Raw genomic sequence first — 23,479 nt, forward strand, 5'->3', positions numbered from 1 at the left:
AAGCCGCCTTAAAAGGCGGCTTTTATTTTATTATCAAACAGTTAAGCCATTAACTACTTAAATCATCAAAGAACTTTTTCACGCCATCAAAAAAGCCTGTCGCTTTTGGTCGATGCGTTTTTCCGCCCATTGATTCTTCCAGCTCTTCCAACAATTCGCGTTGACGAGCATTCAGCTTAACTGGCGTTTCCACCACCACTTTGCACAGCAAGTCACCGACAGCGCCACCACGAACTGATTTCACGCCCTTGCCGCGCATACGGAACATGCGGCCGGTTTGTGTTTCTTCGGTGATCTTCAGTTTCACCCGACCATCTAAGGTAGGCACTTCGATCTCGCCACCCAATGCGGCCTGGGTAAAGCTGATCGGCACTTCACAATACAAGTTATTGCCATCGCGAACGAAAATTGGATGTTCAGCGACATGAACCTGCACATACAGATCACCCGCTGGTGCGCCTGTTTCACCAACTTCACCTTCGCCAGCAAGACGAATGCGGTCACCGCTATCAACGCCTGCCGGAATCGATACTGACAAGGTTTTGGTGGTTTGTTTACGGCCTTGACCATGACAGTCACCACACGGATCTTTGATCACCTTGCCGCTACCTTTACAGGTCGGACAGGTTTGCTGCACGGCAAAGAAGCCTTGGCGCATTTGCACCTGGCCTTGACCATGACAGGTGCCACAAGTCTCTGCTTTGGTGCCTTTCTTGGCGCCCGAGCCGTCACAGGTATTACAGCTTTCCCAACTTGGGATCTTAATTTCTTTCTTAACGCCTTTAACCGCTTCTTCGAGAGTCAGCTCCATGTTGTAGCGCAGATCGGCGCCACGTTGAGGACCGCGACGGCGTCCACCGCCACCACCAAAGATATCGCCAAAAACGTCGCCGAAGATGTCGCCAAAGTCGGCGCCGCCAGCACCACCAAAGCCGCCCTGACCTTGTTCAAAAGCGGCATGACCATATTGGTCATATGCGCCTTTCTTCTGCGGATCAGAGAGAACTTCGTACGCTTCTTTAAGCTCTTTAAACTTTTCTTCCGCAGCGGCATCACCGGCATTACGGTCCGGGTGGTACTTCATCGCCAGCCGCTTGTAGGCTTTTTTAATGTCACGGTCTGAGGCGTCCCGCCCCACACCCAGCACTTCGTAATAATCTCGTTTTGACATGTTTCGCTACAGCCTTCTTTAAAACACCAACGCGGGCGATTGCTTCCACAAACGCCCGCGCGAATTACTTATCGAAAGAAAGGACGCTTATTTTTTGTCGTCTTTTACTTCTTCGAATTCAGCATCAACCACGTCATCTTGAGGTTGTGCTTGCTCTTGCTGAGGCTCGCCACCTGCGGCACCTTGTTGTGCTTGTGCTTTGGCCTGAGCAATTTCCATCAGTTTGGCAGAAGCTTCCATCAGCGCTTGAGTTTTAGCATCGATGTCATCTTTGGTACCAGACTTAGCAGCAGTTTCTAGCTCAGCAACAGCCGCTTCGATCTTCTCTTTGTCTTCTGCTGGCAAATCATCACCGGCTTCTTCCACTTGCTTACGGGTACCGTGAACCAATGCGTCTGCTTGGTTACGCGCTTGCGCTAGCTCTTCAAACTTCTTGTCTTCTTCCGCGTGCGCTTCGGCATCACGTACCATTTGGTCGATTTCATCATCGCTCAAACCAGAAGAGGACTTAATGGTAATTTTTTGCTCTTGGCCAGTGTTCTTGTCTTTTGCAGAGACATGAAGAATACCGTCGGCATCAAGGTCAAAAGTCACTTCAATCTGTGGCATACCGCGTGGCGCAGGCTGAATACCTTCAAGGTTGAACTGACCCAACGACTTATTCAGGCTCGCTTGCTTACGCTCACCTTGCAGTACGTGAATCGTCACCGCTGCTTGGTTATCTTCTGCGGTAGAGAAGGTCTGGCTTTCTTTCGTTGGAATCGTGGTGTTCTTGGTAATAACCGAAGTCATTACGCCACCCATCGTTTCGATACCTAAGCTCAGCGGCGTGACATCTAACAACAACACATCTTTCACTTCACCGGCCAATACACCACCTTGCACCGATGCACCCAGCGCTACCGCTTCGTCTGGGTTGACGTCTTTACGTGGCTCTTTGCCAAAGAAGTCAGTGACCGCTTTCTGAACAGCTGGCATACGTGTTTGACCACCAACCAGAATCACATCATTTATCTCGCTGACAGACAGGTCGGCATCAGCCAAAGCAATCTTCAACGGCTCCAATGAGCGCTTCACCAAGTCTTCAACCAATGACTCCAGCTTGGCGCGAGTCAATTTGATCGCCATGTGTTTTGGACCAGACGCATCAGCAGTAATATAAGGTAAGTTCACCTCAGTATTTTGTGCTGAAGACAGTTCAATCTTGGCTTTCTCACCGGCTTCTTTCAGACGCTGCATCGCCAGAGGATCGTTGCGCAAGTCAACGCCCTGCTCTTTCTTAAACTCATCAACCAAGTAGTTAATGACGCGGTTATCAAAGTCTTCACCACCAAGGTGAGTATCACCATTGGTTGCCAGTACTTCGAACGTGTGCTCGCCATCAACTTCATCGATTTCGATGATTGAAATATCGAAGGTACCACCACCCAAATCGTAAACAGCGATGATGTTGTCGCCTTGCTTCTTGTCCATGCCATAAGCCAAGGCAGCAGCAGTTGGTTCGTTGATGATACGCTTCACTTCCAAGCCCGCGATGCGGCCAGCATCTTTGGTTGCCTGACGTTGTGAGTCGTTAAAGTAAGCAGGAACAGTGATCACCGCACCAGTCACTTTTTCACCAAGGAAGTCTTCTGCAGTTTTCTTCATTTTCTTCAAAACTTCTGCAGAAACCTGAGGTGCCGCCATTTTCTCATCGCGGACTTGAACCCAAGCATCACCGTTGTCCGCTTTGACAATTTTGTACGGCATGATGTCAATATCACGCTGCACTTCTTTGTCTTCATAACGGCGGCCAATCAAACGCTTGATGGCAAACAGAGTATTAGTAGGGTTAGTGACGGCTTGACGTTTAGCAGCCTGACCAACCAATACTTCACCGTCTTCGGTGTAGCCGATAATCGATGGGGTTGTGCGATCGCCTTCCGCGTTCTCAATGACGCGTGGCTTGTCGCCGTCTAATACAGCGACACAAGAGTTAGTTGTACCGAGGTCGATACCGATGATCTTGCCCATAGTGGTCAATCTCCAAAAAATGGTTTACTTCATTTTGTCTGTTGACTGATAGATAGGGGCAAGCAATTCCTTTTCAAGCGGCGTGATAAAAAAAAGTGACATTTTTTTGATGGGTTTGTCTGAAAAGCTCGCATCGGCTGACGCTCAACGAACATTTTTACAGCGCCATGTCGGCGATTTAGCCAACATACAGCGCGACTCAAGCTAATCCAACGGCCCTAAATAACGGAATCGCTCAATCACTTCACCATCAATTTCGATGGTCTCAAAAAACATATCATAGGGCCGGACCCACAATTGCTTGTCGCCATACAATGGCCGATAGAGCACCATCTTCTCTTCGGTTTCACTGTGCGTTACTAAATCCAAAACGTGGTACTCGCCCCCTTTATAGTGTTGGTATTTGCCACGCTTGACGTGTAAATCGGTCATTTGGGGATCCTCTTATTTTTTGGAGTGTTCAGAATAGGTGCCATTCTGTCGTTGCAATCGCGTTTTAGCCAACTAATTATCGCCCGATTCGAAAAGATTTCGAATAAAACAGGCAGTTACTAGGAGCAATAAAAAACAGCTGCTATTCTTTATTGCCAAGACCAAGGAGGGACTATGCAGCTGTCAAATAAAATGCTCGACACCATGGATGCCTTCATGCTGTTGAGTGTGGTCAACATGAAGCTCAGAAACGAATACAGCGATTTAAATAACCTCTGTAACGCCTGCGATATTGACTGCCAAGCGTTACAACAAAAACTCCATTCAATTGATATGGAATACTACCCCGACAGCAATCAATTCCGCTAAGCCGCCGACTGCGAGCGTGGCCACACAAAAAAACCACCCGAAGGTGGCTTAGTCAGAATATTGCTGAGGGTGGCTTACGCGCCTTTACTCACCATCACCATAGCAGCGCGGATCAAACGACCGTTGAGGCTGTAGCCTTTTTGCATCACCGCCATCACTGTATTTGGCTCAAGTTCGGCATTTTCTTGCATCGACATCGCTTGATGTAATTCTGGGTTGAACGGTTCACCCTGTGGATCAATCACTTCAACGCCAAACTTAGACACTGCATCAACAAAGCTCTTTAGGGTCATTTCAACCCCTTCGATCATCGGCGCCAGCGCTTCTTGTGAGCGATCGGCAACCAAAAGTGCACGCTCCATATTGTCCATCACGGGCAGTAATTCGTTGACGAATTTTTCTAGGGCGAATTTGTGGGCTTTATCGACATCCATCGCGGCACGGCGACGAATGTTATCTACTTCAGCGGCAGCGCGGACTACCGAGTCTTGCTGCTGAGCAATCGTTGCTTTGGCGGCTGCTAACTCTTTCTCAAGGGCTAGTAGACGATCTTCGGCAGTCTCGACTTCGACTTGTTCCGCTTCTTGTTCTGCGGCTTGAGGTTCAACAGTTTCAGCTTCGGTCGCTTGTTCCAGCTCAACTTGCTCTTGTTCAGGCTTGTTGGTTTGCTCTTGATCAGCCATTACAACTCCAGACGATAAATCAGGTTAAATCTTCAGTTGGGCTAATTATGGGGATTGCTTTTCTGGTTTCAAGCATTGGATTCAAATCGATCACAACTCAGGTGCTAACCATGGCTTTTATTCAGCGCCATAGATAACATCTTTGCGGTCACATCAACCATCGGAATGACTTTGCTGTAGTCCATCCGCATTGGCCCAATCACAGCCAGCGCGCCGACCACTTCACCATCGACCTGATACGGAGAGCTCACCACAGAGCAAGACGACAAAAAGTCGATACCGCTCTCTTTGCCGATAAACAGCTGAACACCGTCGCTATCTAGGCAAGAATCAATCAAATTCAGTAAGTCTCCGGCTTGCAAAACACCATCGAAAACACTGCGAATTTGCGTAATATCGTCGGCAATCGCCGGATCTAACAAATGCTCTTCTCCAGCAACATGCCAGCGTTTAGTGCTTTGTTGTTGGTCAGCCAATGCCAACGCCTGCTGGCCGACCGCAATGGCCGCCTCTTCAACGTCTAGCCATTGATTCAGATGCGATTGAATATCGCTCAATGAATGATTGGGCAGCAATTGGTTCAGCTGTTGCGTCATTCGGCGCAAACAATCAGCCGTTAGCTCTTGGCTTAGTTGCAAAATACGGTTGTGAACGGAGCCGTCTTCTGACACCAGCACCGCCAATACCCGCCCTGCGCCAAGCGCCACCAATTCAATTTGCATCAGCCGCGCAGCGCCCGCTTTTGGCAGCACCACAAAACCAGTCAGTTGGGTCAGCTCGGCGAGCATGTCACTGGCGCTGCGACACAGCTGTTGGGTCGGCATTGATAAGTCGAGTTGCTTTTGCAATGGCACTTGCCATTGCTCTGTTTTGCGTACCGATAACATGGTGTCGACAAAAAGACGCAAGCCATCTTCTGTTGGTACTCTACCGGCCGAGGTGTGGGGCGACATCAAGTAGCCCATGTGCTCTAGTTTTGACATCACGTTGCGAACCGTTGCCGCGCTCGCTTTAATCGCGCCACACGATGTCAACGCCTTCGAGCCCACAGGTGAACCACAACGAATAAACTCTTCAATTAATCGCTGAAGAACTTCCTGCGCTCGATGATTGAGTTGAGTCATAACGCCAATACCATCAAAAACATCTCTGTTTGATATGCGAATAACATGACATAATTTCAAGCCTGTCCGGAACTTGTTCGATCACTACGGGCATTTTATTGTGATCAACGACAGCAATACCAACTCCTAAATAGCGGATCTGTCATGACAACCTCGGTATTCAACAAAGTTGCGATTATTGGTAAACCCGACCATCAAGGCGCCAACGAAACGGTGCTGGCTCTGCTTGACTTGATGGCTCGCATCAAGCAAGCCGTTGTTATTGAAGAAAGACTCGCCAAGTCCATTGGTTGTGATTACCCAACCGCTCCTTTGAATGAATTGGGTGAACAGGCCGATTTGGCGATTGTGGTGGGTGGCGATGGCAACATGCTCGGCGCCGCGCGGGTGTTGTCCCGATACAAAGTGGCAGTGATTGGGGTGAATCGCGGCAACTTAGGATTCCTCACCGATTTAAGCCCAGATAACTTTGAACAACCTCTACTCGACGTGTTGCAGGGCCGGTACAAAACTGAATATCGCTTCTTGCTCAATACCGAAGTCTATCGTCATGGCCAACTAAAAAGCGCCAACACCGCCGTCAATGAAGCAGTGCTTCACCCTGGTAAAATCGCCCACATGATCGCCTTTGAAGTGGCCGTTGATGATGATTTTGTGTTTCAGCAGCGAGCTGACGGCTTGATTGTGTCAACACCAACCGGCTCCACTGCATATTCGCTCTCTGGCGGCGGCCCGATCCTCACTCAGGATTTAGATGCGATGTGCTTACTGCCCATGTTCCCGCACACTTTGAGTGCCCGTCCGATCGTGATTAAAGCGGACAGCGAAGTGAAACTCAGAGTACTGGATGAGAACGACGACGATCTGATGATCAGCTGCGATGGCCACGTCACCTTAGCGGTTATGCCTGGTGATGAGATCATTATTCGTAAAGCGAAGCACCGACTGCGCTTGGTTCACCCGCCCTGCTACAACTACTACGAAGTATTGCGCTCAAAACTCGGCTGGGCCAGCAAACTTTTCTAGCGCAAATTTCGATCAAAAAACTTGCACCAACAGCAAAACACTGTATAAATAAACATACTTATACAGTAATTATACAGTGTTATTATGTTGCAGCAATTAACCATTCAAAACTTTGCCGTCGTATCAAAGCTGACACTTGATTGGAGAGCCGGCATGACGACCATTACCGGCGAAACTGGAGCCGGTAAGTCAATTGCACTGGATGCATTGAGTTTGTGCATGGGTTGCCGAGCAGAAGCAGGCATGGTTCGCTCTGGCGCCGCAAAAACCGATATTTCAGCAAGCTTTGATTTGCGCCAAATGCCTGAAGCCAGCTTATGGCTGCAACAACAAGATTTAGCTGGCGAAGAGGCCGACGAGTGCATTATTCGTCGGACCATCACCAAAGATGGCCGTTCGCGCGGCTATATCAACGGTTATCCCGTTCCTGCCCATCAATTAAAAAGCTTGGGGTCGATGCTGATTAATATACACGGTCAGCACGCCCACCTTGATTTACTAAAAAACGAACGACAACAAGATTTACTCGACCGTTTTGCTGGCAATGATTCGCTACTTGCGCAAGTGGCTAGCGCTTATCGTCACTGGCAACAAAGCCAGAAAGCTTTTGAGCAAGCAACAGCGCAGCAACAAGCCACTCATGATCGCTTGCAGTTGCTTCGCTACCAAGTGTCTGAACTCGACGAATTCAATCCGAATGATGGTGAGTTTGAACAACTAGAGTTGGAATTTAAGCTCTTAGCAAATGCTGTCGAGCTCATGGCCAGCTGCCACACTAGCCAGCAAATCCTATCCGAGTCAGAGCAGGATAATGTGTTATCGATGTTGCATCAGGTACAGCAGCAATTAATCCGAGCAAGCGAAGCCGATGCCAACCTGCAACCGACACTGGCACTATTAGCTGAAGCACGGATCCAACTCGAAGAAGCGGCCAGTGAGCTTGAGCATTACGCTGCCACCTTAGAAAGTGATCCGCAGCGCACTCAAGAGGTCGAACAGCGCCTAGAACAATGGCTGAGCCTCAGCCGCAAACACCAGATTCAACCCGAACAACTGGCTAGCTGCCACCAACAGCTGACTACGGAATTGGCCCAGCTAGATAATCCAGAACAGCAGCTCGAGCAATTGCAGCAAACCATGCAACAAGCAGAGCAAGAATACCTCGCCGTTGCTCACCAACTATCAGCGGCACGTATCGAAGCTGGCCAGCAACTCAGCAAGGCGATTGTTGCCGAAGTGCAGCAGATGAATATGCCCCACACTTTGATTGAATTTGCGATATCGCCAGCAAAGCCTTCCGCTCAAGGCGCCGATACCATTCAACTACTGGTTAGTACCAACCCAGGTCAAGCGCCCGGCGAACTAGCTAAAGTAGCTTCGGGCGGCGAATTATCACGGATTGGCTTGGCCATTCAGGTGGTAACTCACACCACGCAATCCACCCCAACGCTGGTGTTTGATGAAGTCGATGTCGGCATCAGTGGCCCAACAGCATCTGTTGTGGGCCGTATGTTGCGTAGCCTAGGTAGCAAAAGCCAAGTCATTTGTGTCACGCATTTACCACAAGTCGCAGCCAATGGTCATCAGCAGCTGTTCGTCGATAAGCTGATTGAGCAAAGCTCTACCGAAACGCGAGTCACGCTATTGGACAAGAAGTCTCGGATCAGAGAGCTAGCGCGGCTGCTTGGTGGTGAACAAATCACCGAACGAACATTGGCCAATGCGCAGGAGTTATTGCTCGAAGCTTAGCCAATCACTTTGCCAATGTTGGCAATGTGATAAGAATGCTAAAGCGACGGTGTACTAGGCGTCATCAACTCGGTATGATGCTCGCCATCTTTGTGTTAACTAAATGTCGTTACTTCGAATGTTAAAAGCCGCCTTTATTGCTCTTAGTTTGCTAACGCTGTCGGGCTGTTCTTATTTCAGCAATCTTGTCTACAAAATCGATATTCCCCAAGGGAACTACATTGACGAACGACAAGTAGAAAAATTGCGCGTTGGTATGAATAAGGATCAAGTGCTGTTCGTATTGGGCACACCAATGGCTAATAACGCCTTCGATCCCAACACGTGGAGTTACGTTTACCGCTTTAAAAGTGGTCGTGATGGTTCGGTTATCGCCAAGCACCTCGTTGCTAAATTCGATGAAACCGAGCATTTAATCGAAGTAACTGGCGATTACCAGCTACACGAGAACTTCCATATTCCAGTAGAAGAAGATATTCCTGATTTCCAACAGGATGCTGAAGTTGCAGCGGCTGCGGTAACTCCCGAAGTGAGCGAACAGCCTGTGAAACACAATGGCCCAGAGGTTTGGGCAATTAAAGTTGGCGAGTTTGGTAACCCACAAAACGTTAAGCGTTTGCAGTTCCAGCTAGAACAAGCAGGTTATGAAGTGAACTTACGTCCGTTGGAAGCTGAGCCGGGTGAAGTTGTCTCTGTGTTTGCCGAAGTCGCACACAGCAAAGAGGCGTTAGAAGAAAAACTCGAACTAATTGCCGAGCTCACTAAAACCAAACCCATTATTACCAAGCTGCCGCCGGCTTAAGTGTCTGCAGCAGTTTCACTGGCGCGACGGGCATTGACTCGTCCGCCGGTGACCTTATCAGCCCGTCCTTCTTCTTTTGCTTTCGCCGCCCGACGTTTTCGAACTTCCTTTGGATCGGCAATCAACGCTCGATAAATTTCAATTCGATCGCCCTCTTTTAATGGCGATGACAGCTTACAAGCACGACTCCAAATACCAACCTTATTGACTTTGTCAAAATCAATTTCCGGATGCATGTCGAGCACGCCTGATTGCCGTATAGCTTCTTCAACCGTGGTTTCTACGGCAACGGCGAGACTCAGCAAGGTCTGTTTTTGCGGCAAGGCATATGCGATTTCAATATTGATTTCAGCACTCACCATAAACCTCCTGAGCGCGAGTAACAAAGGCTTGTACCATATTGCTAGCAAGCTGATGGAAGATCTTATTAAATGCCGCTCCCAACAGACCGCTGGAAAACTCGAAATCGAGCTTCAGACTCACCCGACACGCATCTTCGGCTAATTCCGTAAACTCCCACAAGCCTTGCAGCTTTTTAAACGGACCTTCAACAAGCTCCATATGAATGGCTTGTGGCGCAACCAAAGCGTTATGGGTGGTGAACCATTTACTGATGCCACCTTTGGCAACTTTGAGCGATGCTTTCATGTGCTCGGACGAACTATCAAGCAGCTTACTCTCGGCACAGCCTGGCAAAAATTCTGGGTACGAAGCAACGTCATTTACTAAGTCAAACATCTGTTGCGCACTAAAACCAACCAGTGCAAATCGATCAACCTTTGCCACAAATATTCTCTCAGATAAAAATTTTTCAGAGTGTACCACAGCCCGATCAACAGAATGAACGTCGCGACGATAGCTTTCGCTTTGGGCGTGAGTATAATGAGCCGCCTATGGCTAAGAAAAAATCAAAAGACAAAAGCGGCTCTAATACCATCGCACTGAACAAACGTGCTCGCCACGATTACTTTATCGAAAAGGAATTCGAGGCCGGATTAGAGCTTCAAGGCTGGGAAGTGAAATCGCTACGCCAAGGCAAAGCGAACATTGCCGAGTCATACATCACTGTGAAAAATGGCGAATGCTTTATGTTTGGCTCGTCCATTCTTCCATTAACAGCGGCCTCAACACACGTCATCAGCGAGCCAACTCGAACTCGCCGGTTACTGTTGAATCGACGCGAAATCGACCATTTAGTTGGCGCAATTGAGCGCGAGGGCAAAACCATTGTTCCGCTGTCGCTCTATTGGAAAGGCCCCTGGGTCAAAATAAAAATTGGTACCGCTAAAGGTAAAAAATTGCATGACAAGCGAGACGATGCCAAAGACAAAGATTGGCAGCGCCAAAAAGCGCGCGTCATGAAGAAAGGTTAATTCCTGTGCAAACAAACACTCGGCGCTATTCATTGCCTCATAAGCTCTGATACAATGCGCCGATACCAAGGATTAACACCACTTTCGGGGCCGATTTTGGATTCGACGGGGATGATAAAGTCTTAGGTGCATGTCGTGGGGCGGTTGGCCACGTAAAAAGCCGCAAACTAATAGTCGCAAACGACGAAAACTACGCTCTAGCAGCTTAATAACCTGCTAGCGCCTATCTGCCCTAGCTTCCGCTTGTAAGACGGGGAGTTCAGATAGTCAAACCCAAACAAGATCGTGTGGACGCCGTGCCTGTCGGCTGAAGCATTAAAACTAATACAGGATAGTCTGTCCGTGGCGTGTCCGTCCGCAGCGTACCGGCGAATGTAATGACAGGACTAAACATGTAGGACCGAGGATGGCGCATTCACGGACGGGGGTTCAACTCCCCCCGGCTCCACCACACAACAGAATCAAGACGTCTCAGGACGTCTTTTTTCTTGCCTAAATAAAATAAATATCAACAACTTAAGTATCTTTAGGTATCTTTTAGTCTCATAACTTCTCCGCCTTCTGGAATACCTTTCAGTATTCCAAATCTATGCTAATCTCGACTTGGAATACCAAGATCCGGTGTCGTGATGGCCAAATATAAACTCACAGATAAAGCGCTAAAATCTGCCAAACCTAACGATAAAGATTATGTTCTGACAGACGGCGAAGGGCTGCAATTCCGAGTACGAACAAATGGTAGCCTACAGTGGAATTTTAACTACCGTCACCCATTCACTAAAAAACGCATTAACATGGGGTTAGGTACCTATCCAACCATATCGCTGAAAGCCGCTCGGGAAATGGCTGATGAAGCACGAACATTGGTAGCCAAAAGAATTGATCCCAAGGAACACCGGGAAGAGCATCGACGCATGGTGCTCGAACAAACAGAACACACACTAGAGAAAGTTACCGATAATTGGCTTGCCACTCAGCAATCAACAATAACAGCAGATCACATCAAGGATATTCGCCGCTCACTTGAGCTCCACATATTTGACGACTTGGGCGATGTACCTGTTACAAAACTTAAAGCCCCAACAGTCATAACCACCCTAAAACGAGTTGAGCAACAGGGCAAATTAGAAACCGTTAAGCGACTGTGTCAACGCATCAACAAGGTAATGACATATGCAGTTAATTGTGGACTCGTTGAAACCAATAATCTTGCCGGCATAAACGCCGCATTTATCAGTCCTACAAAAGAAAACCTCCCTGCTCTAGCACCGACAGAGCTACCTGAATTACTCAAAACAGCGTCCAACGCCAACATGCATAAAGTCACACGAGCTCTATTTGAGTGGCAACTTCACACCATGACAAGACCCGCAGAGGCGGCTGAGGCATCCTGGGCTGAGATCGACTTTGAAAAGCAACTATGGATTATTCCCAAAGAACGAATGAAAAACGGTAAAGAGCACATCATCCCGCTCACCGAGCACGCTTTGGCCATACTCGAGGCAATCAAGCCAATTAGCGGGCACCGCCCATTTATATTTCCTTCAGATAGAGATCCTAAAAAACCCCGCAACTCTCAAACAATCAACGCAGCCTTAAAGCGAATGGGCTTCAAAGGAAGAACCGTTGGTCACGGGCTCAGATCACTTGCTTCAACCACCCTCAACGAAGAAGAATTCGACTCCGATATCATTGAGGCCGCCCTATCACACACTGGCAAAGACGAAGTTCGCAATGCCTATAACCGGGCCAAGTATCTAAAGCGGCGTCGCAAGATGATGAACTGGTGGAGTAAGCATATTGAGAAGGCTGCTAGTGGGTATATGCTTATAAGCAAAATATCCAATTGAAGTTCACTTTTCGAGCCCAAGCAAACAACTAAGGACGCTTTTTGAGGCTGTTACTTTAGACGCATTTCCAATTCAGAAGCAATCTGATCTATATCATCGTCAAATACCTTGAAGAGTTTATCTGCCAAAAGAGGTAATTCTTCGATAAGAGCGTTTTGATCGCCTACTATCAATGGAAGTAGTTTGGTCTGTTTTGAGTCTATTTCTGATGACAGTACTGCGTTCAACTCTTTCATAGGCCAAGCCTTATTGACTGAATGCTGTGAAATAATAGCTACAACATATTTTGATTTCTGAAGCGCAGTATTTATTTTCGCTACTAGCGAGTCCCCCCATTTTATCTCAAAACAATCAATAAAAGCTTTTATTCCTTTATCCTCTAAAGCTCGATGTAGAGGAATTGCGACATCATCTTTATCTTCACTCGCATGGCACACAAATACATCATACATTTCAAAGCGTTCCTTAAGTTTTGCTATGGATTTTGGCGGGCTCGGTTCAAGCTCCAGTATTTTTTTACATAATGTTAAGTAAGAAGAGTTATCCTCTCCTCTTATCATTTTTATAAAGCTCAGGCGGCCGTAGATAGCATTTTTAAAATATCTACCGTCGAGTTTTTTGCTATCAATTTCTGATTCGCTCATATGGTAGCGAGTCATTAGGAACCTTCTCTCGGCTTCTACCAAATCTTTGCTCCAGCTATTGAGCATTGCTCTAGTATTTCTGATGAACTTTCGGCTTACATTTACCCCATCATTAACAACCAACCCTGTAACCTCTTGCCTTTGGGAACGATGCTGAACTCTCGTTTTCGAATCGTTTACAGTAAAGCCACTTTCCTCAATTGATTGACGAAGAAGGCTGCCAACACGCCATTCAACTTTTCCTAGGTCAGTTTCAAAACGATCAACAATTGCCAACGGGAACTTTCTATTGCTGGAGAAGGTAATATCATCGGCATACCGAGTGTAGGTAAGATGATACCTCTTTGCTATCTTAGTTAATGCCGTATCAAGGGAGCTAGCGGCAAGATTTGAAAGAACGGGAGAAGTAGGAGCCCCCTGAGGTAATCTGCTATGGTTTGTGCATAACTGAGCAAGTACTGATGCTGCACTGTTGCCCATATTAAAAGGAACATTCATAAATATTCCTCTAACTCGACCAAAATGGACCGAGTGAAAAAAATCCTTTAAATCAATATTGAGTACATATTGTTTTTTCTTGTGTTTCTCTGCGTTACTAACAATCCCCTTTCCATTGCCAACAAATCCATGACATGATTTTTTTACTCTGTAATGATATTCGATCAGCGGCTTTACTTTGTGCTGCAGAATTTTTAACGATTTATTGGGAGACTCAATTACTCTAAGCTGCCCTGATTTTTTTTTAATGTAAAACTCGTGATAGCGCTTCTTTTCTTCATAAAGAATATGAAGTAACTGACCAACAGGAATTTCCAGCAGATTTGCAAGCTCGTTGTCAGTTTGTATACCAATCAATCTTTGAGCTACAGCATCCCTTTCTCTTTTTAGGGTGGGGGATAGCCGAGGATTCGACCAACTGGCTTCAATCCGTTTCGGCTCAAACTCACTTATATCGAGGAACTCTAAGGTTAACTGCATTTAAAACAACAAGGCCTTCCATGGTCTAAGTAGGCGAGTTTCAACCCAATCACCCTGCGCACCTTGCGGCAAGCAACCCATCAATCACGACAGCCCCCTTGGGCTTATGCAGATTTAATGAGCATAATGTTCTCGGAATTCCTAGTCCAAAGCAGTAACAACTTCAGACATTTTGGGTTGAAACCCATTGTGACAATACACTAAAAACCTTCTATCACAAAGGGTTACAAACAAAAAATCAGGAAAAAACTCAACTCACATCCTCTGTAACTGTCGTGATAGCCAAGTGCTAACTGTGAGCGGATCATGAAGTTTCATTAGCTTCTAAAGATATTTTATCTTGATACAAAGCTCTTCAAGCTTTTTATCGAATTGTAAAGTTCATTTACAAGTTGAGAGTATTTAATAAATGTTCGTTGGAGCTTAGGGGCGACTCTATCGTCATCTACATCCGCCTAAACACACCTTGGATATAAGGTATCAAAAGTACAATTTAAGGGTACCATTTACCCCCTAGAAAATGGACCCTTAAATGGTACTTCAGCCCACGCCAGACAAGGATTTCTTTGCGTTTATTATCAGCAGTACGTACCTACCGTTTTTTGAGGCATTTTTCACGCTATTTTGACACTCAAAATTAAACAGTTTAGTCTTAATTTTACTGGTACACATCAAGTTGTTTGGGTTTTACCTTTACTCACTCAAATACAACTCAGCCATGCCATCGAGGCGGCTTTTGACTTCTTTCCAGTTCGGCATGACACTGCTTAGCAAGCGCCAGAAGCGCTCGCTGTGGTTGTATTCAGCGATATGGCAAAGCTCATGCAGGATCACGTAGTCAATGCATTCCTTGGGCGCTTTAACTAGGTGGGGATTGAGCATCAGGTTGCCTTTGGCTGAGCAACTGCCCCATTGTTTGGTCATGGGCAGCACACGAAAGCTCGGCAAGCCTGTTACCCACTCAGCTTGGGGCAACATTACGGCTAAACGCTCGTGGAAGATGCGTTTGGCACGACTTAAGTACCATTGTTGAACCAGCGCTTTGACTTGCTTTGTTTTGTTCTCATTCTTTGTTTTGTCACCTAAGCGCCGCAGTGTCACCAGCAATTTGCCTCGCTGCATTTTGACCGAAGCGATTGCGTCGCTATCTTCAACCACCTTCAACATATAGCGCCGACCCAAATAAAACTGCATTTCGCCGCTGACATATCGCTTGGCCTGCACGTACTCCAAGTGGCCACGAAACTCTTTGAGGCCATCGTAAATCCACTTGGCTCGCTTCATCACTGCATCATGAATATCGGAGCGCTCTGCATCATCAGGAGCAGAGACAATCACTTCGCAATTGGGGTGTACCTTGATGGTCACTTTTCGTTTGGCGCTTTGCTGAGACGAGCCTTGTGAATAGGGCTTACGAACGACCTCGTAGCAGACAGCTTCATCCCCGTAGACAAAGCTGTATTCCTCTTTGGTGCGCTCTGGTGATTCAACCGATGTCATCGTTAAACAGCACCAACACCCAAACGAGTGATTTGAATCGTGTCGCCAATGATTTCTTTCGCCTTGTCCATACCTACCGCCTTAAACAACACAGGCAACAATTGGCGTCGGATGTGGTTTTCAATTTCCTGCGGATTAATCGAAAACTCAGCAACAGCAGCCGTCACAATGGTTTCGATTTGCTGGGCGTAAGCGAACATCTCATCTTCGGTTAGCGTATTGCCTTCACCTAATCTGTGCGGGAACAAGCCATAGTAGGCTTGTACATGACGCCTGATTTTCGGATCGAGTTCAGCAAAGCGATCGTTTGGCATGCCATCGACTTTGCGCTCTTTAACCTGCTCTTCAAAGTCGGCAAACAGCAAGTATTGCTTCACTGGCGCTTCGAACATTTCTTTGGCTTGCTCAATCGCCTGTTTCAGCAACTTGGAGAAGTATTCCTGGGCATAAGGGTCGTCCGCCAAGTCTTGGTCAATCATCTTGGTAATGCGGCCAGTAATCGCATCTTTTTTGTTGCGGGCTTCATCGTCAGACATTTCGCTGGGTGACGCGCTTTTGCCCATGTTACCAACGAGGTATGCACCGTCAGGCTCTTGGATGTTCACGCCACCAATGTGCTTATCGAGCATGGTTCGAATGCTCTCAGCATACTCATCGTAACTGACCGTCTCCTCGGCATCTTCACGTACTTGCTTGCGCAGCTCAGACATCGATTTGAGCGTCTTTTTGTAAAGGTCTCGCTTACCCAAGCCCGTTTTCGGATCGATGGCATCAAAGCTTTTATCTTCAAAGTATGTCGCCGATTGAAGCGCCACTTTGAGGCAGTTGGCAAATGCAGTGAGCGCCTCGTAAAAGTCTTCACGCTTTTTCAGGTTGGTATCGGTGAGTTGGCCATCAATAGTGTCAATCTTCGGAGCCAACACCTGCCGCAGCGCTTGACCGTCTTGTTTGTTCTGAACGCCGTCAAAAATTGCCCACAAGTCATCGTACAACCCCGGCAGTTTCTTGTACTCGGTGTCCATGCGGTTGTACAAGCCTTTGAGATCGTCAATGTCAAGGCCTCCCTGCGTCCGCTCTGCCAGGTCTTGGTAATCTGCAATGGTGGCGTCCAGTTCTTTAAGGATACCGCGGTAGTCAATCAAGTAACCAAACTGTTTGGCTTCATGCAGACGGTTAACCCGCGCAATGGCCTGAATCAGGTTGTGTTGCTTTAGCGGCTTATCGATGTAAAGCACCGTATTCTTGGGCTCATCAAAACCGGTTAAGAGCTTGTCGACCACAATCATGATGTCTGGCCCATCAGGCTTTCCGAACTCAGCAATAATGTGCTGGGTATAGGCTTTTTCATCCTGACCAAAGTCCGAGTTAATGACGTTGGCTTTCCACCAGTTCTGAACAATGTCCTTGCTTTCGCCATCCACGGTATCGTGGCCTTCACGGGTATCCGGTGGCGACATCGCCACAACTGAGGTGACTTTGCCAATCTGATCGAGCAGCTTTTTATATTGAATGGCCGACGCTTTGGAATCACAAGCCAGCTGGCCTTTAAGCCCTTGCCGTTTGAAGTTCTGGAAGTGGTCAGAAATATCGTGAGCGATGAGCTCTAGTCGGCCTTCGGTTTGGTAAATCTGGCCTTTTTGTCCGAATTTTTTCTTAAGGTCGGTGCGTTGCTTTTCTGAGAGCTTGTCGGTAATTCGGTCGAACCACGCATCAATGGCTTTGTCATTGGTACTTAAATCGGGAATACGCTCTTCATACAACAAAGGCGTCACGGTCTTATCTTCCACCGCCTGTTGCATGGTGTAAGAGTGGATAATTTTGCCGAACTTGTTTTCGGTCTTGTCATCTTTGAGTAGCGGCGTACCGGTAAAGCCAATGTAGGCGGCACGTGGCAACGCCTGTTGCATGCGAATGTTGTTCTCACCGTTTTGGCTACGGTGCCCTTCATCCACCAATACAATGATATCTGGGCTTTCGTTATAGCACTCAGGCAGCTCAATCGCGGTGCCAAACTTATTGATGATCGAGAAGATGATGCGCTCATTGCCCTTGCCAATTTGCTCGGCCAAGCGGCGGCCTGTTGTGGCCATGGCGGACTTCTTATCTTTATCCGACAGTGCGCCACCAGAGGCAAAGGTACGAGCCAGCTGATCTTCTAAATCAACTCGGTCGGTTACCACCACCACGCGGCATTTCGCTAGCTCTTTGAGCCAAATAAGCGCCTTGGATAAGAACACCATGGTGAAAGATTTACCCGAGCCTGTGGTGTGCCAAATCACGCCGCCATTGCGTGCGCCTTTACGAGCGCCACTCAAGCTATCGTCAAAAGTCGTGACGCGCTCAATCAGCGCCTTAATACCAAATACTTGCTGATAGCGGGCGACAATCTTGCCTGCTTTTTTATCGAACAAAGTGAATAATCGCGTCATTTCAAGCAAGCGATCGTGGCGAAGCAACGACACCAATAAGCGGTCTTGGTCGGTCACCACTAATTCGCCACCGCTTATTAGCGACAGATACTCATCACGAATCTTGGCGGGGCGATGATTGAAGATGGCATCCAGCTTATCTTGCGCCAATGGCGTGTTCTTAAGGCGGCTAAAGGTGGCATCGGTAATTTGCTCTTCTTTCCACTTGGCCCAGAACTTACTTGGGGTACCACAGGTGCCGTATAAGCCGTCATGGCCATTGACCGACAGCAATAACTGGCTGTAGGCAAATAAGTGCGGGATTTCATCGGCTTTTTGATTGCGAATGTTTTGCGATATGCCTTCGCTGACCGTTGGTTTACCTTCGTGCGATGAATCAGGGCGCTTGGCCTCAATCACCACCCAAGGTAAGCCATTTACAAAACACACCACATCGGGAATGCGATGGCCGGTGCCGCGACTGTTTTCCACTTCCATCTCTTCGGTAAAGTGGAATTGGTTATTGCTTGCATTTTCCCAGTCGATGAGATGAATGGTGGGCGATGCCTTTTTGCCATCCACAAATTCAGTGACGCCAATACCGTAGGTCAGCGCGTTGTAGAGCTTTTCGTTGGCGGCTTTGAGGCCTTCGTTCATGGCTGGGTTCGCCAGCTCTTGCACAATTTTGTCAATGGCCGCTTCTGATAAGTGCTGCGCTTTTCCCATAAAGGAATAGGTTTTGGTGGCTAGCACCTTGCGCAAAATGTTAGGCAAAATCACCGAAGACTTATTGCCGCGCCAAGCTAAGCATTGCTCAGGCGGCACACAGGTGTAGCCAAGGTTGGTGAGCAACGTTAGCGCTGGGATTTTGGCCGCTTGCTCTTCATTGAAACAGGGGAGAGGTGAATCCATACTTAAAGTCCCCACAATGCACCTTTGGCCGTAGTGACCTCTGGTAGCAGCTCTTTAATTTGTGACAGGGCCAAAGCTTCATAGCCATCTTGTGAATTTGATTTGGCTTGACGAACAATAGTTTTAGCCCGATCTAGAGCTGTTTTCTTGTATTGGGCAGCCCCCCACCCTAGGCTAAGTGACTCCACAGCATCAAAGAAATAATCTTTGAGCTGAGCAGACGTTAAAAGGGAGACCCAAATGTATGAACGCTCTGCCAGTTCCTTCTCAAGCTCAAAAGAGTTGAACGGATAGTTATTTATTGCATTCCAGTATTTTACAAGCCTAATCATGGGCTTTATTAGGCTGTTGTTTGATTGATTTGCGTTTGAAAGATCACGATTAATATCATTGGGATCAGTATCAATCCAATCGTTTAAGTCAGCCCGCTTAGCTGGAATTTGCAGGCCATGAAACCAATCAGTAATCGCCGGCACTAACTCAAACTTTATATGATTCAATGTAAGAACGATTGTAGGGTTCGATTGAGTGATCTCGGAGCTAGAGTAGTAATACTCAACAAACCGACGGAGTTTATCGAGATAGGTTTGAGGTTTATAATTCGACCCCTCAAAGACGACCATGTAATCAATATCGGAGTTACCGTCCATTGCTCTAGGTAAGATTGTACCTCGAGTGTACGACCCAAAAATAAAGTGCTTACTCAGCTCATTACCAAAGTAATACTCAAGCCTTTGTTGCAGTGTATGAATAGAGCGAGAGATGCTTTGTTTTTCCGCATTTCTTATTACCGCCGCGTCAGCAAGCTCTCTCAGGTGGCTGTTTACAGTCATTTAGATTTCCTATCCACTTGATACTTTGAACGGCCGGAGTCAATATCTTTCTTGGCTTTTTCATAGGCTTTACGAGGAATTGCAGGCATGGTTGTATTTAGTTCATCGCGTCGGCTAGCCAGCTTATGAAGGGCTTGCTTTCCCTCTTCAGCGCTCAATGACTCTCCAAGCTCTACTCCTCTAAATACACGGGTCTCGTTTCTCAATGATTGATACAAATTTCCTGCATTTTTGTGCGAGTCGGCTTTTTCGCTAGGTTTCAAAAAAGTCATACAGGTGACCAAAGCAGTTGAAAAGAAAGCTGTTCCAGTGATCATCGCTTGCGCTCCGTCTGCGGCCGACGAACCTCCTGCAACAGCACCTAACAATGCCGCTGGTAGACCAAGCCACAAGTTAATGCCAGACCAAAATTCAGCTGCATTGTAATGCGATTTGAAAGAGTGCTCAGAGTCTTCCTCTATACGAACGCATTCCTTGGCTATCTTTTCTTTTAAGTCGCTATCCATTGAACTTGTCCTACTTTTTGTCTTTTGGAGGATAAGGGTCATTGCCGTAACTGTTGCCAGCTCTGATCTTTCCATCTACTCCGTGTACTTTTGTATCTGTTTGCTGGTTTCTAGCAATTTGCTCTGCAACTTCAATTGCTTCTTTTTGAGTGCGAGTTACCTTGGTTGCTTTGCTGTTTCCTGCCCCTTTTACTGCCCAACCTTCGGGGTGTTTTACAACGTGCTGATTTTTTCCTTTTGTCATGACGAGATCTCCATTTCATCAATTGTAACCCTGCGCTTGCCCGTGAGTAGTTGCTGCATTAGGGCTTTTTTCTCTTGTTTGAGGTGGGCGAGTTTGGCTTGCTGCACTTCGATTTCTTTATCAGCGGCGGTTAGGACGGCGGCGATTTTTTGTTGTTCGTCTAACCTAGGAAGCTTGATTTTTATTCCTTTTATGATGGCCGCATTTAAATTCGGTTGACCACCTTGAACTAAAGTCAGCGCTTTCTCCATTTCCTTCTCTAGCAAATAAAAAAGGAATAGATTTGAATGCGCTTCTTTTACTTCAAGTGCTAGCACGGCCTGATTAATCGTCGCAGATTGCATTCTATTGATAGCGACTTTTCCCGCAGTAGCGCCATACATTGCGATTAATAAAGCACCTTGCGCAACATATTTAGCAGATGAGTTGGATACACCACTTTCAGTAATGTATTCATTAACTGACTCCACAAAACGATCATTTAGTTTGCCTGATGTAATCCATGGGATAGTTCCACCATAGTATTCATCATTTGTTCTAGACGGTGTGCCACCAGAGAAGCACTTAGCCGTAGTTGAAACCAATGTATTCTCCCACTCCCCCTCAAACGGTTGGCCGGTTTCGGGGCTGGTGAGGCGTTTTTTGCCGGAGAGGAGTTGCTGCATCAGGGCTTTTTTCTGCTGCTGGCTGGCGGCAATGAGCTTTTCGGTGGTGGCGATGGCCTTATCCCAAGTGGCAAGGATTTTGGCGATCTTGCGTTGTTCAGGGAGGGGGGGGAGTGGCAACTTTACTTTTCGAAGCTCCTCTAAAGAAATCTCCTTGAACGTTGAGCCTTTACTCAGAGCATTAATGCGGTTCAAAATTGGTGAGCTGGCCAGTTTGTAGTATACGAACTTCGTATCATTGAGTGCGTTTACGGAAATTCTAGCTGTTCCCTGAGTCAAATTAGCTTCGGCTAGCTCAGCCGGAACGATACTAGTTCTCGCGATATTACCCCGCAACGAAAACACAATATCATCTGGGTGGACTGCCGAACGCCTGTATTTTTGATGGATCTCTACAGCTGTCTTTTGAAGACGATTTACATCTATATCACCTCCAACATCAGAGCTTTTGATATAAGGCACCCCATCATCTACATGAGGTCCAGCTTGTACGATCCCGTAAGAAATTTTTTCTTTGGTGATCTCTTGCAATGTTTCTTCTTTCCATCCTTCAGGCACCATAACCCAACTCCTTCAGATAACCCGCCATTTCGGTTTCCAGCTCAGCCAGTTCAGTTTGCAGCGCTAGGCGTTCGGCGCGCACGGCAACCAAGTCGATTTCTTCCTCTTCTTCAAAGGTATCGACGTAGCGTGGGATGTTCAGGTTGTAGTCGTTTTCTTGAATCTCTTTGAGTGAGGCAAGGTATGCGTATTTATCAACGCTTTGCCCATTGCGGTAGGTTTCAACAATCTTGTTGATGTTGTCGGTGGTCAGCAAGTTTTGGTTCTTGCCGGACTTAAACTCGCGACTGGCATCGATGAACAAGACGTCGCTGTCGTCTTTGTGCTTTTTGAAAATCAAAATCGCCGCGGGGATGCCGGTGCCAAAGAATAGCTTTTCTGGCAAGCCGATCACTGCATCGAGCAGGTTTTCATCAATCAGTTGTTTGCGGATTTTGCCTTCGCTGGATGCGCGGAATAGCACGCCGTGGGGCACTACCACGCCCATTCTCCCTGATTGAGGTTTTAAGGTTTCAATCATGTGGGAGATAAACGCATAGTCGCCTTTGGTCTTAGGTGGAATGCCTCGGCGGAAACGACCAAAGTGATCGTTGCTGGCATCTTCATGGCCCCACTTATCGAGAGAGAATGGCGGGTTGGCGGTGACCACATCAAAGTGCAGTAGGCCGCCGTCTTGATCCTGAAGTTTGGGATTACGAATGGTGTCGCCCCACTCAATGCGGTGGTTGTCTTCGCCGTGCAGGAACATGTTCATTTTGGCCAATGACCAAGTGGAGCCAATGGCTTCTTGGCCATACAGCGCATACTTCTTAGAGCCGCCAAAGTTCTTTTGAATTTGCTGGCCACACTTCATCAACAATGAGCCCGAGCCACAGGCCGGATCGCAGATGCTGTCGCCTTCTTGTGGTGCCAACAGAATGGAGAGCAAGTCGGACACTTCGGGCGGGGTATAGAACTCACCGGCCGATTTGCCGCTGCCAGCGGCAAAGTGCTTGATGAGGTATTCGTAGGCGTTACCAATTACGTCGAGCGAGCCAACGCGGCTTGGGCGCAGATTCAGGGTGTCTTTACCAAAGTCTTCTAGCAGGTGACGCAGAATGTCGTTCTTTTGCTTTTCATCACCGAGCTTGTCGGTGTTAAAGCTGATGTCTTGGAACACGTTTTTCAGCTTGGTGCCGTTGGCTTCTTCAATGGCATGCAAGGCTTGGTCAATGCGTGAGCCATTACCCGCCTCATGGCGCGCTTCATACAAATCCCAAAAGGTGTTGCCGGCTGGGATTTTAAATGACTGGCTTTCCATCATTTCATTGATTAGCTCTGGCACATCACCGTATTCGGCTTTGAGTTCATCGTATTTGTCTTGGTGCACATCGGAGATGTACTTCAAGAACAGCATGGTGAGGGTAAAGTCTTTGTAAATTGATGGGTCAACGGTGCCACGGAAGGTATCGCAAGCCGCCCATACGGCTTTGTTGATTGCATCTTGGTTGATTGGTGACTGGGTCATTGGTGTTCTCTTGGTTAATTCTGTACTTGTTTAATTCGGTTCGTGTTCAAATTGGTGCTTGTTTAATCGGCGCTGGTTCAATTCGAGTTCTGGGCAGTTAAATCGTGACGAAATTCGGCACGCAAACCG

General features: G+C 47.3%; 21 protein-coding genes and 1 other RNA gene. 7 read left to right on the forward strand and 15 right to left on the reverse strand.

Annotated features, from left to right (window positions below; genetic code table 11):
• Positions 1–49: 49 nt before the first annotated feature.
• The 3 genes from dnaJ to IC617_RS07400 all read right to left on the reverse strand — a co-directional run bounded on the left by dnaJ (position 50) and on the right by IC617_RS07400 (position 3,616).
• A complete protein-coding gene (dnaJ, locus tag IC617_RS07390; protein ID WP_191144350.1) occupies positions 50–1,171 on the reverse strand; it encodes a molecular chaperone DnaJ in 1,122 nt (373 codons plus the stop codon).
• An 87-nt stretch (positions 1,172–1,258) separates the two neighbouring features.
• Positions 1,259–3,184 carry a molecular chaperone DnaK gene (gene dnaK, locus IC617_RS07395; RefSeq protein ID WP_191144351.1) on the reverse strand — a complete coding sequence of 642 codons (1,926 nt, stop codon included), beginning with the start codon at positions 3,182–3,184 and terminating at the stop codon, positions 1,259–1,261.
• A 204-nt stretch (positions 3,185–3,388) separates the two neighbouring features.
• Entirely contained in the window at positions 3,389–3,616 is a 228-nt protein-coding gene (locus tag IC617_RS07400; RefSeq protein ID WP_191144352.1) for a DUF1653 domain-containing protein, read from the reverse strand.
• Positions 3,617–3,790: 174 nt separating this feature from the next.
• Between IC617_RS07400 and IC617_RS07405 the strand changes: the two genes are divergently transcribed.
• Positions 3,791–3,985: a DUF4250 domain-containing protein gene (locus IC617_RS07405; protein WP_191144353.1), complete on the forward strand. Its 195-nt coding sequence runs from the start codon at positions 3,791–3,793 to the stop codon at positions 3,983–3,985.
• Between the two features lie 74 nt (positions 3,986–4,059).
• Here the strand turns inward: IC617_RS07405 and grpE are convergent, their stop codons facing one another.
• Together grpE and hrcA are read right to left on the reverse strand one after the other, a co-directional pair.
• Positions 4,060–4,668 (reverse strand): nucleotide exchange factor GrpE, encoded by a 609-nt coding sequence (grpE, locus tag IC617_RS07410; RefSeq protein ID WP_191144354.1) that lies wholly within the window; start codon positions 4,666–4,668, stop codon positions 4,060–4,062.
• Positions 4,669–4,772: 104 nt separating this feature from the next.
• Entirely contained in the window at positions 4,773–5,792 is a 1,020-nt protein-coding gene (gene hrcA / locus IC617_RS07415; protein ID WP_191144355.1) for a heat-inducible transcriptional repressor HrcA, read from the reverse strand.
• Positions 5,793–5,936: 144 nt separating this feature from the next.
• Here hrcA and nadK point away from each other — a divergent pair, with 144 nt between their 5' ends.
• From nadK to bamE, 3 genes are all read left to right on the forward strand, one after another.
• On the forward strand, positions 5,937–6,818 hold the full coding sequence (gene nadK / locus IC617_RS07420) for an NAD(+) kinase (RefSeq protein ID WP_191144356.1): 882 nt from the start codon (positions 5,937–5,939) through the stop codon (positions 6,816–6,818).
• Positions 6,819–6,902: 84 nt separating this feature from the next.
• A complete protein-coding gene (gene recN / locus IC617_RS07425; RefSeq protein ID WP_191144357.1) occupies positions 6,903–8,567 on the forward strand; it encodes a DNA repair protein RecN in 1,665 nt (554 codons plus the stop codon).
• Positions 8,568–8,670: 103 nt separating this feature from the next.
• Entirely contained in the window at positions 8,671–9,369 is a 699-nt protein-coding gene (bamE, locus tag IC617_RS07430) for an outer membrane protein assembly factor BamE domain-containing protein (protein ID WP_191144358.1), read from the forward strand.
• Here the strand turns inward: bamE and IC617_RS07435 are convergent.
• Together IC617_RS07435 and IC617_RS07440 are read right to left on the reverse strand one after the other, a co-directional pair.
• A complete protein-coding gene (locus tag IC617_RS07435; RefSeq protein ID WP_224745870.1) occupies positions 9,366–9,731 on the reverse strand; it encodes an RnfH family protein in 366 nt (121 codons plus the stop codon). The genes bamE and IC617_RS07435 overlap by 4 nt on opposite strands.
• Positions 9,718–10,155 (reverse strand): type II toxin-antitoxin system RatA family toxin, encoded by a 438-nt coding sequence (locus IC617_RS07440; protein ID WP_191144359.1) that lies wholly within the window; start codon positions 10,153–10,155, stop codon positions 9,718–9,720. Before IC617_RS07440 ends, IC617_RS07435 begins: the two co-directional genes overlap by 14 nt.
• A gap of 107 nt (positions 10,156–10,262) precedes the next feature.
• On the opposite strand from IC617_RS07440, the gene smpB reads away from it, so the two are divergent.
• The 3 genes from smpB (at position 10,263) to IC617_RS07455 (ending at position 12,592) form a co-directional block, all read left to right on the forward strand.
• Positions 10,263–10,742, forward strand: a complete 480-nt coding sequence (gene smpB / locus IC617_RS07445) for an SsrA-binding protein SmpB (RefSeq protein ID WP_087506332.1) — start codon at positions 10,263–10,265, stop codon at positions 10,740–10,742.
• Between the two features lie 86 nt (positions 10,743–10,828).
• Positions 10,829–11,193, forward strand: a transfer-messenger RNA (tmRNA) gene (ssrA, locus tag IC617_RS07450).
• A 178-nt stretch (positions 11,194–11,371) separates the two neighbouring features.
• A complete protein-coding gene (locus IC617_RS07455; RefSeq protein WP_191144360.1) occupies positions 11,372–12,592 on the forward strand; it encodes an integrase domain-containing protein in 1,221 nt (406 codons plus the stop codon).
• Positions 12,593–12,642: 50 nt separating this feature from the next.
• Here IC617_RS07455 and IC617_RS07460 read toward each other — a convergent pair whose 3' ends face one another.
• The 8 genes from IC617_RS07460 to IC617_RS07495 form a co-directional block, all read right to left on the reverse strand.
• Entirely contained in the window at positions 12,643–14,214 is a 1,572-nt protein-coding gene (locus tag IC617_RS07460) for a TIR domain-containing anti-phage reverse transcriptase (RefSeq protein ID WP_191144361.1), read from the reverse strand.
• Positions 14,215–14,907: 693 nt separating this feature from the next.
• Complete coding sequence (locus IC617_RS07465) at positions 14,908–15,714, reverse strand: M48 family metallopeptidase (protein WP_191144362.1); 807 nt, start codon at positions 15,712–15,714, stop codon at positions 14,908–14,910.
• 2 nt (positions 15,715–15,716) lie between these two features.
• A complete protein-coding gene (locus IC617_RS07470; RefSeq protein WP_191144363.1) occupies positions 15,717–19,034 on the reverse strand; it encodes a type I restriction endonuclease subunit R in 3,318 nt (1,105 codons plus the stop codon).
• A gap of 2 nt (positions 19,035–19,036) precedes the next feature.
• The gene (locus IC617_RS07475; RefSeq protein ID WP_191144364.1) at positions 19,037–19,867 is read right to left on the reverse strand and encodes an SMODS domain-containing nucleotidyltransferase; all 831 of its coding nucleotides are present in this window, start codon (positions 19,865–19,867) and stop codon (positions 19,037–19,039) included.
• Complete coding sequence (locus tag IC617_RS07480; RefSeq protein ID WP_191144365.1) at positions 19,864–20,373, reverse strand: SLATT domain-containing protein; 510 nt, start codon at positions 20,371–20,373, stop codon at positions 19,864–19,866. Before IC617_RS07480 ends, IC617_RS07475 begins: the two co-directional genes overlap by 4 nt.
• Positions 20,374–20,383: 10 nt before the next feature.
• Complete coding sequence (locus IC617_RS07485; protein WP_191144366.1) at positions 20,384–20,617, reverse strand: DUF2188 domain-containing protein; 234 nt, start codon at positions 20,615–20,617, stop codon at positions 20,384–20,386.
• Positions 20,614–21,843: a restriction endonuclease subunit S gene (locus IC617_RS07490; RefSeq protein ID WP_191144367.1), complete on the reverse strand. Its 1,230-nt coding sequence runs from the start codon at positions 21,841–21,843 to the stop codon at positions 20,614–20,616. Before IC617_RS07490 ends, IC617_RS07485 begins: the two co-directional genes overlap by 4 nt.
• The gene (locus tag IC617_RS07495; RefSeq protein WP_191144368.1) at positions 21,833–23,350 is read right to left on the reverse strand and encodes a type I restriction-modification system subunit M; all 1,518 of its coding nucleotides are present in this window, start codon (positions 23,348–23,350) and stop codon (positions 21,833–21,835) included. The genes IC617_RS07490 and IC617_RS07495 overlap by 11 nt, the downstream gene beginning before the upstream one ends.
• Between the last annotated feature and the right edge of the window lie 129 nt (positions 23,351–23,479).

The organism is Neiella litorisoli (assembly GCF_014773395.1).
Classification (GTDB): Bacteria; Pseudomonadota; Gammaproteobacteria; order Enterobacterales; family Neiellaceae; genus Neiella; species Neiella litorisoli.

Coding starts and splice junctions, on each gene's coding strand:
- dnaJ (WP_191144350.1), bottom strand. CDS start 1,171: ATGTCAAAACGAGATTATTACGAAGTGCTGGGTGTGGGGCGGGACGCC.
- dnaK (WP_191144351.1), bottom strand. CDS start 3,184: ATGGGCAAGATCATCGGTATCGACCTCGGTACAACTAACTCTTGTGTC.
- IC617_RS07400 (WP_191144352.1), bottom strand. CDS start 3,616: ATGACCGATTTACACGTCAAGCGTGGCAAATACCAACACTATAAAGGG.
- IC617_RS07405 (WP_191144353.1), top strand. CDS start 3,791: ATGCAGCTGTCAAATAAAATGCTCGACACCATGGATGCCTTCATGCTG.
- grpE (WP_191144354.1), bottom strand. CDS start 4,668: ATGGCTGATCAAGAGCAAACCAACAAGCCTGAACAAGAGCAAGTTGAG.
- hrcA (WP_191144355.1), bottom strand. CDS start 5,792: ATGACTCAACTCAATCATCGAGCGCAGGAAGTTCTTCAGCGATTAATT.
- nadK (WP_191144356.1), top strand. CDS start 5,937: ATGACAACCTCGGTATTCAACAAAGTTGCGATTATTGGTAAACCCGAC.
- recN (WP_191144357.1), top strand. CDS start 6,903: ATGTTGCAGCAATTAACCATTCAAAACTTTGCCGTCGTATCAAAGCTG.
- bamE (WP_191144358.1), top strand. CDS start 8,671: ATGTCGTTACTTCGAATGTTAAAAGCCGCCTTTATTGCTCTTAGTTTG.
- IC617_RS07435 (WP_224745870.1), bottom strand. CDS start 9,731: ATGGTGAGTGCTGAAATCAATATTGAAATCGCATATGCCTTGCCGCAA.
- smpB (WP_087506332.1), top strand. CDS start 10,263: ATGGCTAAGAAAAAATCAAAAGACAAAAGCGGCTCTAATACCATCGCA.
- IC617_RS07455 (WP_191144360.1), top strand. CDS start 11,372: ATGGCCAAATATAAACTCACAGATAAAGCGCTAAAATCTGCCAAACCT.
- IC617_RS07460 (WP_191144361.1), bottom strand. CDS start 14,214: ATGCAGTTAACCTTAGAGTTCCTCGATATAAGTGAGTTTGAGCCGAAA.
- IC617_RS07465 (WP_191144362.1), bottom strand. CDS start 15,714: ATGACATCGGTTGAATCACCAGAGCGCACCAAAGAGGAATACAGCTTT.
- IC617_RS07470 (WP_191144363.1), bottom strand. CDS start 19,034: ATGGATTCACCTCTCCCCTGTTTCAATGAAGAGCAAGCGGCCAAAATC.
- IC617_RS07475 (WP_191144364.1), bottom strand. CDS start 19,867: ATGACTGTAAACAGCCACCTGAGAGAGCTTGCTGACGCGGCGGTAATA.
- IC617_RS07480 (WP_191144365.1), bottom strand. CDS start 20,373: ATGGATAGCGACTTAAAAGAAAAGATAGCCAAGGAATGCGTTCGTATA.
- IC617_RS07485 (WP_191144366.1), bottom strand. CDS start 20,617: ATGACAAAAGGAAAAAATCAGCACGTTGTAAAACACCCCGAAGGTTGG.
- IC617_RS07490 (WP_191144367.1), bottom strand. CDS start 21,843: ATGGTGCCTGAAGGATGGAAAGAAGAAACATTGCAAGAGATCACCAAA.
- IC617_RS07495 (WP_191144368.1), bottom strand. CDS start 23,350: ATGACCCAGTCACCAATCAACCAAGATGCAATCAACAAAGCCGTATGG.